The sequence below is a fragment of the Pseudomonas sp. B21-021 genome, assembly GCF_024749205.1.
Classification (GTDB): domain Bacteria; phylum Pseudomonadota; class Gammaproteobacteria; order Pseudomonadales; family Pseudomonadaceae; genus Aquipseudomonas; species Aquipseudomonas paraglycinae.
The window spans coordinates 4789475-4801664 of record NZ_CP087192.1 but is presented as its reverse complement, the minus strand read 5'-3'; the positions used below and the strand labels follow the sequence as shown (position 1 = coordinate 4801664).

Annotated in this window: 13 protein-coding genes; 12 read left to right on the top strand and 1 reads right to left on the bottom strand. The window is 63.4% G+C overall.

The genetic code is table 11. The features are described from left to right. Positions 1 to 49: 49 nt before the first annotated feature. A complete protein-coding gene (locus LOY31_RS21470; protein ID WP_007950764.1) occupies positions 50 to 568 on the bottom strand; it encodes a DUF2062 domain-containing protein in 519 nt (172 codons plus the stop codon). Between the two features lie 136 nt (positions 569 to 704). Between LOY31_RS21470 and LOY31_RS21465 the strand changes: the two genes are divergently transcribed. From LOY31_RS21465 to LOY31_RS21410, 12 genes are all read left to right on the top strand, one after another. Continuing rightward, positions 705 to 2948: a DNA internalization-related competence protein ComEC/Rec2 gene (locus LOY31_RS21465; protein WP_221533170.1), complete on the top strand. Its 2244-nt coding sequence runs from the start codon at positions 705 to 707 to the stop codon at positions 2946 to 2948. A 78-nt stretch (positions 2949 to 3026) separates the two neighbouring features. Continuing rightward, complete coding sequence (locus LOY31_RS21460; protein ID WP_007950766.1) at positions 3027 to 3662, top strand: MotA/TolQ/ExbB proton channel family protein; 636 nt, start codon at positions 3027 to 3029, stop codon at positions 3660 to 3662. After that, entirely contained in the window at positions 3659 to 4087 is a 429-nt protein-coding gene (locus LOY31_RS21455) for a biopolymer transporter ExbD (protein WP_007950767.1), read from the top strand. Before LOY31_RS21460 ends, LOY31_RS21455 begins: the two co-directional genes overlap by 4 nt. Then, complete coding sequence (gene lpxK, locus LOY31_RS21450; RefSeq protein ID WP_221533169.1) at positions 4087 to 5097, top strand: tetraacyldisaccharide 4'-kinase; 1011 nt, start codon at positions 4087 to 4089, stop codon at positions 5095 to 5097. Before LOY31_RS21455 ends, lpxK begins: the two co-directional genes overlap by 1 nt. Before the next feature lie 24 nt (positions 5098 to 5121). Further along, the gene (locus tag LOY31_RS21445; RefSeq protein WP_003174668.1) at positions 5122 to 5307 is read left to right on the top strand and encodes a Trm112 family protein; all 186 of its coding nucleotides are present in this window, start codon (positions 5122 to 5124) and stop codon (positions 5305 to 5307) included. Then, positions 5304 to 6068, top strand: coding sequence for a 3-deoxy-manno-octulosonate cytidylyltransferase (kdsB, locus tag LOY31_RS21440; RefSeq protein WP_064383500.1), 765 nt, complete (start codon positions 5304 to 5306; stop codon positions 6066 to 6068). Before LOY31_RS21445 ends, kdsB begins: the two co-directional genes overlap by 4 nt. Next, positions 6068 to 6532, top strand: coding sequence for a low molecular weight protein-tyrosine-phosphatase (locus tag LOY31_RS21435; protein WP_221533168.1), 465 nt, complete (start codon positions 6068 to 6070; stop codon positions 6530 to 6532). Before kdsB ends, LOY31_RS21435 begins: the two co-directional genes overlap by 1 nt. Then, positions 6529 to 7548, top strand: a complete 1020-nt coding sequence (gene murB, locus LOY31_RS21430) for a UDP-N-acetylmuramate dehydrogenase (protein ID WP_221533167.1) — start codon at positions 6529 to 6531, stop codon at positions 7546 to 7548. Before LOY31_RS21435 ends, murB begins: the two co-directional genes overlap by 4 nt. A gap of 246 nt (positions 7549 to 7794) precedes the next feature. Then, on the top strand, positions 7795 to 8265 hold the full coding sequence (locus LOY31_RS21425; protein ID WP_007950774.1) for a (2Fe-2S)-binding protein: 471 nt from the start codon (positions 7795 to 7797) through the stop codon (positions 8263 to 8265). Continuing rightward, on the top strand, positions 8262 to 10583 hold the full coding sequence (locus LOY31_RS21420; protein WP_221533166.1) for a xanthine dehydrogenase family protein molybdopterin-binding subunit: 2322 nt from the start codon (positions 8262 to 8264) through the stop codon (positions 10581 to 10583). Before LOY31_RS21425 ends, LOY31_RS21420 begins: the two co-directional genes overlap by 4 nt. Then, on the top strand, positions 10583 to 11563 hold the full coding sequence (locus tag LOY31_RS21415; RefSeq protein WP_221533165.1) for an XdhC family protein: 981 nt from the start codon (positions 10583 to 10585) through the stop codon (positions 11561 to 11563). The genes LOY31_RS21420 and LOY31_RS21415 overlap by 1 nt, the downstream gene beginning before the upstream one ends. Continuing rightward, a complete protein-coding gene (locus LOY31_RS21410; RefSeq protein ID WP_221533164.1) occupies positions 11560 to 12156 on the top strand; it encodes a nucleotidyltransferase family protein in 597 nt (198 codons plus the stop codon). The genes LOY31_RS21415 and LOY31_RS21410 overlap by 4 nt, the downstream gene beginning before the upstream one ends. Positions 12157 to 12190: the final 34 nt, after the last annotated feature.

The window sequence follows — 12190 nt, the reverse complement described above, 5'->3', positions numbered from 1 at the left end:
TCAATGCTGCAATGAAAAACGGCCTCCCACAGTGGAGGCCGTTTTGCATTCACGCCTGACGTCTTTTCTTGCGCCGCGCCCATTGCCGGGCCACCCACCAGCGCCAGTACATCATCACCAGACAATAGGCGAGGGCGCCCAGTGCCAGCCCGACCACCACCGAACCCAGCAGGAACGGTTGCCACAAGGTCGAGAGCTCGCCGCTGATCCATTCCCAGGTCAATTCGTCGGGGAGCGTGCGTGCGGGCACATCCATCAGCCAGGCCCCGGCCTGATACGTGCAGAAGAACACCGCCGGCATGGTGATCGGGTTGGTCAGCCAGACCAGACTCACGGCAATCGGCATGTTGCCGCGCACCATGATCGCGAGGACGGCCGCCACCAGCATTTGCGCGGGAATCGGCAGGAACGCGGCGAACAGGCCAACGGCCATGGCGCGGGCCACCGAGTGTCGGTTGAGGTGCCAGAGGTTCGGGTCATGCAGCAACGTACCGAGAAAGCGTAAGGATTTGTGTTCCCTGATGCTCGTCGGGTCGGGCATGTAACGTTTGAATAAGCGCCGGGGCATAAGGCTTCTCGGTCGGTTAAGGCGGCAAGTATGTCTGGATTCTACGAACCGCCCATTCAGACTTTGTGACAATTGATAACGACGGTCGTGCCCCGCAACCGCTATGCCTGAAGGTGGGACTCTCAAGGACGGGCTTATGCGCACAGGGATGATGGCGCTGGCGGTCGGTCTGCTGGCTCCGGTTTTTTTGCCGGCTTTGCCGCCGGTCGGGTTATTGCTGGTGTTGCCGTGGGTGGCGCTGATGCTGCTGCCGTTTCGCAGCTATCCACTAGCGTTTTTGCTGCTTGGATTTACATGGGCGGGTTTCAACGCGCAGATGGCGTTGAATGACCGGCTGCCTTCCCGGCTGGATGGCGAAACGCGCTGGGTGGAAGGACGGGTCGTCGGCTTGCCGCAGAATGCCGAGGGCGTCGTGCGCTTCGAACTGGCCGATGCGCGCTCGCGTCACGAGAAACTGCCGTCGCTGATGCGTCTGGCGTGGTACGCCGGGCCTGAGGTCAAAAGTGGCGAACGCTGGCGACTGGCAGTCAAGCTCAAGCGCCCCGGTGGCCTGCTCAATCCGGATGCGTTCGATTACGAAGCCTGGCTGCTGGCGCAGCGCATCGGCGCCACCGGGACGGTGAAGGATGGCGAGCGCCTGGCGCCGGCGCAGTGGGCTTGGCGCGACAGCATTCGCCAGCGCCTGCTTGCAGTGGATGCCCAGGGACGTAACGGAGCCTTGGCCGCGTTGGTACTCGGTGATGGTTCGGGGCTCAGTCGCGAAGACTGGCAGACCTTGCAGGACACCGGCACCGTGCACCTGCTGGTGATTTCCGGTCAGCACATCGGGCTGTTGGCGGCGTTGATGTATGCGCTGGTCGCCGGGCTGGCGCGGGTCGGGATCTGGCCGTTGCGTTGGCCCTGGCTGCCCTGGGCGTGCGGTCTGGCATTCACGGCGGCGCTGGGCTACGGCCTGCTGGCCGGGTTCGACGTGCCGGTGCGGCGGGCCTGCGTGATGGTTGCGCTGGTGTTGCTGTGGCGATTGCGATTTCGCCATCTCGGTGCGTGGTGGCCTTTGTTGCTGGCCTTCAATGGTGTGCTGTTGATGGATCCGCTGGCCAGTCTGCGTCCGGGGTTGTGGCTGTCCTTTATCGCGGTCGCCGTGCTGATCTTCACCTTCGGCGGCCGTCTGGGGCCGTGGCGCTGGTGGCAGACCTGGACACGCGCGCAGTGGCTGATCGCGATCGGCTTGTGCCCGGTGCTGGTGGCGCTGAGCCTGCCGATCAGTCTCAGCGGGCCACTGGCCAATCTGCTGGCGGTGCCGTGGGTCAGTTTCGCGGTGTTGCCGCCGGCGTTGCTGGGCACTTTGTTGCTGCCGATCCCCTACGTCGGGGAAGGGCTGCTGTGGCTGGCCGGTGGACTGATCGATGGATTGTTCCGGGCGCTGGCCCTGATTGCCGGGCGTTGGCCAGCGTGGGTGCCGACGACGATGGAGTGGTGGATCTGGGCGCTGGGAGGTCTTGGTGCCCTGTTGTTATTACTGCCCCGAGGCGTTCCCTTGCGTTCCTTGGGCTGGCCATTGCTGCTGGTGTTGGCATTTCCGCCCCGGGAACGTCTGGCCGAAGGCGCAGCGGATGTGTGGCAACTGGACGTCGGCCAAGGCCTGGCGATTCTGATCCGCACCCGGCATCACACCTTGTTGTACGACAGCGGTCCGCGTTTCGGCGACTTCGACCTCGGTGAGCGAGTGGTGCTGCCGGCATTGCGCAAACTGGGCGTGGAACACCTCGATCTGATGCTGCTCAGCCATGCCGATGCCGATCACGCAGGTGGCGCACTCGCCGTAGCGAAAGGATTGCCGGTCAGCCGGGTCATCAGCGGCGATCCGCCGGGTTTGCCTGAAGCGCTGAACGCCGAGGTCTGTGAAAGCGGCCGGCAATGGCAGTGGGACGGCGTTGCCTTTCATCTATGGCAGTGGGCCGACGCCCGTGACAGCAACCAGCGTTCCTGCGTGTTGCAGATCGAAGCTAATGGCGAACGGTTATTGCTGACCGGTGACATCGACAGCGCTGCCGAACGGGATCTGCTCAACAGCGCGCTGGCAGTTCATACCCAATGGCTGCAAGCCCCGCATCACGGCAGCCGCAGCTCCTCATCGATGGCCTTGCTCAAGACTTTGCAGCCTCAGGCCGTGCTGATTTCCCGAGGGCAGGGCAATTCGTTCGGCCATCCGCATCCGACGGTCATTGCCCGCTACCGCAAACAGGGCATACACATCCATGACAGCGCCGAGCAGGGCGCCATTCATCTGCAACTGGGGCGGTTTCAGCCAGCCCGGTCGATGCGTCAACAACGCCGCTTCTGGCGTGACCCGCCGTTGCCGGGGGCGGAGTACCGTTGAGCACGGTCGTCGGGGCGACGCGTCTTTATCGCGAACCGGTATGGTAAAGTGGCGCACTTTTTCGAGGGGGCTGTCACTGTGTGGGAATTGGTCAAATCCGGCGGCTGGATGATGTTGCCGATCATTCTGAGTTCCATCGCCGCCATGGCGATCGTCGCCGAGCGCCTGTGGACCCTGCGCGCCAGTCGCGTCACCCCTGAGCATCTGCTGGGTCAGGTCTGGGTCTGGATCAAGGACAAGCAGCTCAACAAGGAAAAACTCAAGGAATTGCGCGCCAACTCGCCGTTGGGGGAAATCCTCGCCGCGGGCCTGGCCAACTCCAAACATGGTCGCGAGATCATGAAAGAGTGCATTGAAGAAGCGGCCGCTCGGGTCATCCACGAGCTGGAACGCTACGTCAACGCGCTGGGCACCATCGCTGCCATGTCGCCGCTGCTCGGTCTGCTGGGTACGGTGCTGGGCATGATCGACATCTTCAGTGCCTTCACCGGTTCCGGCATGACCACCAACGCTTCGGTGCTGGCCGGCGGTATTTCCAAGGCGCTGATCACCACCGCTGCGGGCCTGATGGTCGGTATTCCGGCGGTGTTCTTTCACCGTTTCCTGCAACGCCGCATCGATGAACTGGTGGTGGGCATGGAGCAGGAAGCGATCAAACTGGTGGAAGTGGTGCAGGGCGACCGTGACGTCGATCTGGCCGGGGAAAAAGCGTGAAATTCCGTCGCAAACCCCGGGAAACCATCGACATCAACCTCGCGTCGCTGATCGACGTGGTGTTCATTCTGTTGCTGTTTTTCGTCGTGACCACCACCTTCACCCGCGAAACCCAGCTGCGCGTCGACCTGCCGGAAGCGGTCAGCGGCTCGCCGGCCGAGGACCAGCAGGTCAAGCAACTGGACGTGGCCATCAGCGCCGAAGGCGTGTTCTCGGTGAACAACAAGATTCTGCCGAAAAACGATCTGGCGACCCTGATGGAGGCCATGCAGAAAGAAGCCAACGGCGACACCAACATGCCGTTGTCGATCAGTGCTGACGGCAAGACTCAGCACCAATCCGTGATCACCGCCATGGACGCGGCCGGCAAGCTCGGTTTCAGCCATCTGCGCATGACCACGGTCGAGGCGGCGCCCAAATCCTGATGGCCATGTCCGATCGTCTGCTCGCCGCGTGGTATCAGGGGCATCCGGCCCTGACGCTGTTGCGGCCGCTGGAGTGGCTGTACCGCCGCGTCGTGGCTGGCAAGCGTCAGCGCTTTCTCGACGGTGAAGGTCAGATCTATCAGTCACCAGTGCCGGTGATCGTGGTCGGCAACATCACCGTCGGCGGCACCGGCAAGACGCCGATGATCCTGTGGCTGATCGAGCACTGCCGACGTCACGGGTTGCGGGTCGGTGTGGTCAGCCGGGGTTACGGCGCCAAACCGGCGCAACTGCCATGGCGGGTCGAAGCTGACCAGACTGCCGACATCGCCGGCGACGAACCCTTGCTGATCGTGCAGCGCACCGGCGTGCCACTGATGATCGATCCCGATCGCTGCGCCGCCGTCAGAGCCCTGCTGGACAGCGAGCCGCTGGACCTGATCCTGTCCGATGACGGCATGCAGCATTACCGCCTCGCGCGGGATCTGGAACTGGTGCTGATCGACGCCGCCCGTGGCCTTGGCAACCAGCGCTGCCTGCCCGCCGGCCCCCTGCGCGAACCGGCCGAACGCCTGCAAAGCGTTGACGGTGTGCTGTTCAACGGCGCCCTTGAAGATCGCGACGGCGGTTTCGCTTTCCACCTCAAGCCGTCGGCGCTGGTCAATCTGCGCAGCGGCGAACGCCGGCCGCTCGATCATTTTCCGCCCCGTCAGGCCGTGCACGCGGTGGCCGGGATCGGCAACCCACAACGTTTCTTCAATACCCTCGAAGCGCTAGACTGGCGGCCTGTGCCCCACGCGTTTGCCGATCACGCCGAATACAGCGTGCAGGCCTTGAGTTTCACGCCGTCATTGCCAGTGGTGATGACTGAAAAGGACGCGGTGAAGTGCCGTGCCTTTGCCGCCGATGACTGGTGGTACCTGGCGGTCGATGCCGTGCCGTCGCCGGCCTTCGTGGCCTGGTTCGACACACAGTTGATGCGCCTGTTGCCGGATCGTCTTTTGCCTTAATCCGTTTTTATCCAGGGAATGTTCATGGACACCAAATTGCTCGACATCCTCGCCTGCCCGATCTGCAAAGGCCCGCTCAAGCTCAGCGCCGACAAGACCGAACTGATCAGCAAGGGCGCCGGCCTGGCGTACCCGATCCGCGACGGCATCCCGGTGATGCTGGAAAGCGAAGCCCGCACCCTGACCACCGACGAGCGTCTGGATAAATGACCACTGCCTTCACCGTTGTCATCCCGTCGCGATATGCCTCGACCCGCCTGCCGGGCAAACCGCTGCTGGATATCGCCGGCAAGCCGATGATCCAGCATGTCTGGGAGCAGGCCAGCAAAAGCAGCGCCAGCCGTGTGGTCGTGGCCACCGACGATGCGCGCATTGTCGAGGCCTGCAAGGCTTTCGGCGCCGAAGTGGTGCTGACCCGTGAAGATCACAACTCCGGTACCGATCGTCTGGCCGAAGTGGCTGCGAAGCTGGGCCTTGAGCCTGATGCCATCGTGGTCAACGTGCAGGGTGACGAACCGTTGATCCCGCCGAGCGTGATCGATCAGGTCGCCGCCAACCTCGCAGCCCACACCGAGGCGCGCATGGCCACCCTGGCCGAGCCGATCGAAGACGTGGAAACCCTGTTCAACCCGAACGTGGTCAAGGTTGTCAGCGACCTCAACGGTCTGGCGCTGACCTTCAGTCGCGCGACCCTGCCATGGGCCCGCGATGCGTTCGCCAAGAGCCGCGATGTTTTGCCGGAAGGCGTCCCTTATCGTCGCCACATTGGCATTTATGCCTACCGCGCAGGCTTCCTTCAGGATTTCGTGAGCTGGGGTCCGTGCTGGCTGGAAAACACCGAGTCCCTCGAACAGTTGCGTGCCCTCTGGCACGGCGTGCGGATTCACGTGGCTGACGCGTTGATCGCGCCGCCGACCGGGGTCGACACCGCCGAAGACCTCGAGCGCGTCCGTCGCCTGCTGGAGGCCTGATGCGCGTTCTGTTCGTGTGCCTGGGCAACATCTGCCGTTCGCCCACCGCCGAAGGCGTTTTGCGCCACAAGTTGCGTGAAGCGGGGCTGGCGGATCAGGTCGAAGTGGCCTCCGCCGGCACTGGCGACTGGCACGTCGGTAATCCGCCGGACAAGCGCAGCCAGGCTGCGGCCAAACTGCGCGGTTATGACCTGTCGGCGCAACGCGCTCAACAGGTCAGCCGCGCCGATTTCGCCAGCTACGACCTGATCCTCGCCATGGACAACAGCAACCTGCGCAACCTCAAGGCCTTGCAACCGTCCACCGGCAAGGCCGAGCTGGATCTGTTCCTGCGCCGCTATGAAGGCGTGGTCGACGAAGTGCCGGATCCGTACTACGACGGCGATCAGGGCTTCGAGCAGGTGCTGGATCTGATCGAACGTGCCTGCGATCAGCTGTTGATCGAAGTGAAGGGGCGGTTATGAGTTTGCAGGTACAGCCGCAGGTTTCCCTGAAACCCTTCAATACCTTCGGCGTCGACGTTCGCGCGCAGCTGTTTGCCGAAGCCCACAGTGACGCCGATGTGCACGAAGCCCTGGCTTACGCGACTTCCCACGATGTGCCGTTGCTGGTGATTGGCGGCGGCAGCAACCTGTTGCTCACGGCGGACATCCCGGCGCTGGTGCTGCGCATGGCCACTCGTGGCATCCGCGTCATCAGCGACGACGGCAACCGCGTGGTGATCGAAGCCGAAGCTGGGGAGCCATGGCACCCGTTCGTGCAGCACACGCTGGCGCAGGGTTTTTCCGGGCTGGAGAATCTCAGTCTGATCCCCGGCACCGTTGGCGCCGCACCGATGCAGAACATCGGTGCCTACGGTGTCGAGATCAAGGATGTGTTCGCCGGCCTGACGGCGCTGGATCGCCAGACCGGCGAGCTGCGCGACTTCAGTCTGGAAGAGTGCAACTTCGCCTACCGCGACAGCGTGTTCAAGCAGCAGCCGGGTCGTTGGCTGATCCTGCGGGTGCGCTTTGCACTGGATCGAGTAGCGCATCTGCATCTTGAATACGGCCCGGTGCGTCAGCGCCTGACCGAGCAGGGCATCGAGCAGCCGACGCCGACGGATGTCAGCCGCGCCATTTGCAGCATCCGCAGCGAGAAACTGCCGGATCCGGCGGTGCTCGGCAATGCCGGCAGCTTCTTCAAGAACCCGCTGGTGCCGGCGGCCGTGGTCGCACAGATCAAGGCGCAGCATCCGGATCTGGTGGCCTACGCGCAACCGGACGGGCAGATGAAACTGGCGGCCGGCTGGTTGATCGAGCGCGCCGGCTGGAAAGGTTTCCGTGAGGCCGATGCCGGCGTGCATAAATTGCAGGCGCTGGTGCTGGTCAACTACGGCGCGGCAACCGGGCTGCAATTGCTCGATCTGGCCCAGCGCATCCAGAAAGACATTTCAGAACGTTTCAATGTCGAGCTGGAAATGGAGCCCAATCGCTATTGAGGCTACGCTTTCAAGGCTGAACCCAAAGCCCTGCACTATTTAAAAAGTGCAGGGCTTTTTTGTTAATCGCGGGTTAACGTAGCCAGCTAACGATACCAGTCATTTGCTCCACCAAAGGCCCGGTGCAGACGTTCCCGTCGGTACAAGAGAGCCTGATTAGCCTGAGCCCATCTGCGCGAACCACCACCGTCCCTGCGGTGGCAGATGGCTCGACCCCATAACCTCCATGAATATGCGGGCGTGCCCATGATTACCCTGAAACTTAATGGTCAAGACCATCCACTCGATGTCACCGAGGACATGCCGCTGTTGTGGGCGATCCGTGACGTCGCCGGTTACAACGGCACCAAGTTCGGCTGCGGTATGGGCCTGTGCGGTGCGTGCACCATTCATATCGACGGCGCGCCGGCGCGCAGTTGCATCACCCCGATCGGTTCGGTGGTCGGGCAGAGCGTGACCACCATCGACAACCTGCATGCCGACCCGGTCGGTCAGATCGTCCAGCAAGCCTGGCTCGACACGGCTGTGGCCCAATGCGGTTACTGCCAGGGCGGGCAGATCATGTCCGCCACCGCGTTGCTCAAGACCAATCCGAACCCGAGCGACGAGCAGATCGAAGAAGCGATGGTCGGCAACATCTGCCGCTGCGGCACCTACAACCGGATCAAGACCGCGATCCGTCAGGCATCCACTCACCTGAAGGAGGCCAAGGCATGAGCCGTCTACCGAACGATTTTGCCCTGAGCAACCTGAGTCGCCGGGGCTTTCTCAAAGGCGTCGGCGCCACGGGTGCGCTGGTGCTGGCGGCGAGCTGGGGCTGGCAGGATGCGCTGGCCGAAGACAAGCCGAAGCAGTTCGGCGCCGACGGCATGCCCAACGGCTGGATCGACGATCCGAAGGTCTACGTCAGCATTGCCGCCGATGGCACGGTGACCGTGGTCTGCAACCGTTCGGAAATGGGTCAGGGCGTGCGCACCAGCTTGACCATGGTGGTCGCCGATGAACTGGAAGCCGACTGGGCGCACGTCAAGGTTCAGCAGGCGCCGGGTGATGAAGTGCGCTTCGGCAACCAGGATACCGACGGCTCGCGTAGCATGCGTCACTGGTACGAACCGATGCGCCGTTGCGGCGCCGCCGCCCGGACCATGCTGGAGCAGGCCGCCGCTGCGCAGTGGAAGGTGCCGGTCGGCGAATGCCGCGCGCAACTGCATAAAGTCATTCACACGCCGTCCGGGCGCGAGCTGGGTTACGGTGAGCTGGCCGCTGCGGCCAGTGCGCTGACAGTGCCGGCCCGTGACAGCCTGCGGCTCAAGCAACCGTCGGAATTCCGCTACATCGGCAAGGAAGGCACCAAGGCCATCGACGGTGCCGACATCGTCAATGGCCGCGCGGTATATGGAGCCGACGTGCATTTCGACGGCATGCTGTTCGCGGTCATTGCGCGTCCGGCGGTGTACGGCGGCAAGGTCAAGTCGGTCGACGACAGCGCCGCGCTGAAAGTGCCGGGCGTCCTCAAAGTCATCCAGATCGAACCCCGGCCATTGCCTTCGGAATTCCAGCCTTTGGGTGGCGTGGCCGTGGTGGCCAGCAACACCTGGGCGGCATTGAAGGGGCGTGAAGCGTTAAAGATCGAGTGGGACGATGGCCCGAACGCCACTTATGACTCGGTCGCCTATCGCAAGGAGATCGAAGCCGCTTCGCTGAAACCGGGCAAAGTGGTGCGCAATACCGGCGACATCGACAAGGCCATCGGCAGCGCCGCCAGCACGCTCGAAGCCTCTTATTACTTGCCGCATCTGGCTCAGGCGCCGATGGAGCCGATGGTCGCCATCGCCCGTTACAAGGATGGCACCTGCGAGGCATGGGCACCCAGCCAGGCGCCGCAGGTCACCCGCGAGCGCATCGCCGAACGCCTGGGGCTGCCGTTCGATAACGTCACCTTCAATGTCACGCTGTTGGGCGGTGGTTTCGGCCGTAAGTCGAAACCGGACTTCGTCGTTGAAGCTGCCGTGCTCGCCAAGGAGTTTCCTGGTAAAGCAGTGCGTGTGCAGTGGACCCGGGAAGACGACATCCACAACTCGTATTTCCACACCGTGTCCGCCGAATACCTCAAGGCCGGCGTGGGCAAGGACGGCTTGCCTTCCGCCTGGCTGCACCGCACGGTGGCGCCGAGCATAACCGCGTTGTTTGCGCCGGGCATGAATCACGAAGCTGCGTTCGAGCTGGGCATGGGCTTTACCAACATGGCCTACGCGATTCCCAACGTGCGCCTGGAAAACCCTGAAGCCACGGTGCATACGCGGGTCGGCTGGTATCGCTCGGTGTCGAACATTCCCCATGGTTTCGCGATCCAGAGTTTCGTCGACGAACTGGCGCACAAGGCCAAGGAAGATCCGCTCAAGTACCAGATCAAGCTGCTCGGCCCGGATCGGAAGATCGACCCGCGCACGCTCAGTGAAGAATGGAACTACGGCGAATCCCCCGAGCGTTATCCGATCGACACCGGGCGCATGCGTACCGTGCTGGAAACGGCAGCCAAGGCGGCAGGTTGGGGGCGTCAACTGCCCAAGGGCCGTGGCCTGGGGCTGGCCGTGCATTACAGCTTCGTCACCTACGTGGCGGCGGTGATCGAAGTCGAGGTCAAGGACGACGGCACGCTGATCGTGCACAAGGCCGATATCGCCGTGGATTGCGGCCCGCAGATCAACCCCGAGCGGATCCGTTCGCAGTTCGAAGGCGCGTGTGTGATGGGCCTGGGCAACGCCGTGTGGGGTGAAATCAGCTTCAAGGACGGCAAGGTGCAGCAAGACAACTTCCATATGTATGAAGTGGCGCGCATGTCGCTGGCGCCGAAGGAAGTCGCGGTGCATCTGGTGGCGCCGCCGGGTGAGGTGCCATTGGGCGGTGTCGGTGAGCCGGGCGTACCGCCGATTGCGCCGGCGCTGTGCAACGCGATCTTCGCCGCCACCGGTCAGCGCATCCGTAACCTGCCGGTGCGTTACCAGTTGCAGGGCTGGCAGAAGGCGCAAGCGTGATGGACAGCGCCGATCTGAATGTCCTGCGCAGTGTGCTCGAATGGCGTCGCGCCGGGCAGCGAGTGATGTTGTTCAGCGTGGTGCAGACCTGGGGCACCGCGCCCCGGGCGCCCGGCGCGATGCTGGCGTTGCGTGAGGATGGCGTGGTGATTGGCTCTGTGTCCGGTGGTTGCGTCGAGGACGATCTGATCGCCCGGCTGCACGATGGGCGGATTCCCGCCAACGGGCCGCCGGTGCAGTTGATCACCTACGGCGTCACGCAGGAAGAGGCCGCGCGCTTCGGCCTGCCTTGCGGCGGCACCCTGCGCCTGACCGAGGAGCGGGTCGGCGATCCGGCGTGGGTCGCCGAGTTGCTGGACCGTTGCGAGGCTCACGAAATCGTCGCGCGCGAGCTGAATATCGGCACTGGCGAAGTGGTGTTGCGCCCGGCCGGCAAGACCGACACCTTGAGCTTCGACGGCCAGACCCTGCGTGCCATTTACGGCCCGCGCTGGCGCCTGCTGTTGATCGGCGCCGGGCAGTTGTCGCGGTATGTGGCCGAGATGGCGCGGCTGCTGGATTTCGAAGTGCTGATCTGTGATCCGCGTACCGAGTTCGTCTATGGCTGGGAAGAGCAGCATGGGCGGTTTGTGCCCGGCATGCCCGACGAGGCGGTGCTGAATATCCAGACCGATGAGCGCACGGCGATTGTCGCGCTGACTCACGATCCACGGCTGGATGACATGGCGCTGCTCACGGCGCTCGACTCCAAAGCGTTCTATGTCGGTGCGCTTGGCTCGCGGGTCAACAGCATCAAGCGTCGGGAAAATCTCGCTGAGCTAGGCTTGTCGGAAGCGGCCATCGCCCGTTTGCACGGGCCCATCGGTTTGCATATTGGCAGCCATTCCCCGGCGGAAATCGCCTTGTCGCTGTTGGCGGAAATCGTCGCGATCAAGAATGGTGTCGAGCTCAAGCAGAAGAAAACAGTGGAGAGTGTATGAGCCGATCCATCGGAGTGATTGTGCTGGCGGCGGGCGAGGGCAGCCGCTTTCGCGAGGTGGCGGGTGCCGACAAGGACAAGCTGCTGGCCGATTGCACCGGGCGTGATGGCGCGGTGCGTTCGGTGATCGAGCAGGTGTTGGTCAACCTGCCGGCGAGCCTCGACCGGCGAGTGCTGGTGACGACCGAGGCGCGGCCGCAGGCGATGCGCATGGCGCAGGCTTACGGGTGTGACATTGTCTCGATCGAGACCGCGGGAATGGGCGATAGCATCGCGACGGGTGTGGCGGCTTGCCCGGATGCCGATGGCTGGCTGATTGTGCTGGGCGACATGCCGTTCATTCTGCCGTCGAGCATTGAGCGGATCGTGGCGGCGATTGCCGAGGATGCGGTCAGCGTACCGACGTTGAACGGTGACTATGGGCATCCGGTCGGGTTTGGTCGCTCGTTCGCCGCAGGGCTGATGGCCTTGTCCGGTGACCGGGGCGCCCGACCGCTGTTTGCCCAAGGACGGGTGATTGAAGTCGCGGTGGATGATCCGGGTGTGTTGTGGGATATCGATGTGCCCGACGCGCTGGTTTTTCCGCCGTCCTGATAAAACCTTGAGGCATAAAAAAGCCCCGCCTGGA

Bases quoted from the DNA above. Each gene is read 5' to 3' on its own strand.
- LOY31_RS21415 (WP_221533165.1), top strand. From the start codon at position 10,583: ATGGACAGCGCCGATCTGAATGTCCTGCGCAGTGTGCTCGAATGGCGT.
- murB (WP_221533167.1), top strand. From the start codon at position 6,529: ATGAGTTTGCAGGTACAGCCGCAGGTTTCCCTGAAACCCTTCAATACC.
- LOY31_RS21420 (WP_221533166.1), top strand. From the start codon at position 8,262: ATGAGCCGTCTACCGAACGATTTTGCCCTGAGCAACCTGAGTCGCCGG.
- lpxK (WP_221533169.1), top strand. From the start codon at position 4,087: ATGGCCATGTCCGATCGTCTGCTCGCCGCGTGGTATCAGGGGCATCCG.
- LOY31_RS21465 (WP_221533170.1), top strand. From the start codon at position 705: ATGCGCACAGGGATGATGGCGCTGGCGGTCGGTCTGCTGGCTCCGGTT.
- LOY31_RS21425 (WP_007950774.1), top strand. From the start codon at position 7,795: ATGATTACCCTGAAACTTAATGGTCAAGACCATCCACTCGATGTCACC.
- LOY31_RS21410 (WP_221533164.1), top strand. From the start codon at position 11,560: ATGAGCCGATCCATCGGAGTGATTGTGCTGGCGGCGGGCGAGGGCAGC.
- kdsB (WP_064383500.1), top strand. From the start codon at position 5,304: ATGACCACTGCCTTCACCGTTGTCATCCCGTCGCGATATGCCTCGACC.
- LOY31_RS21445 (WP_003174668.1), top strand. From the start codon at position 5,122: ATGGACACCAAATTGCTCGACATCCTCGCCTGCCCGATCTGCAAAGGC.
- LOY31_RS21470 (WP_007950764.1), bottom strand. From the start codon at position 568: ATGCCCCGGCGCTTATTCAAACGTTACATGCCCGACCCGACGAGCATC.
- LOY31_RS21435 (WP_221533168.1), top strand. From the start codon at position 6,068: ATGCGCGTTCTGTTCGTGTGCCTGGGCAACATCTGCCGTTCGCCCACC.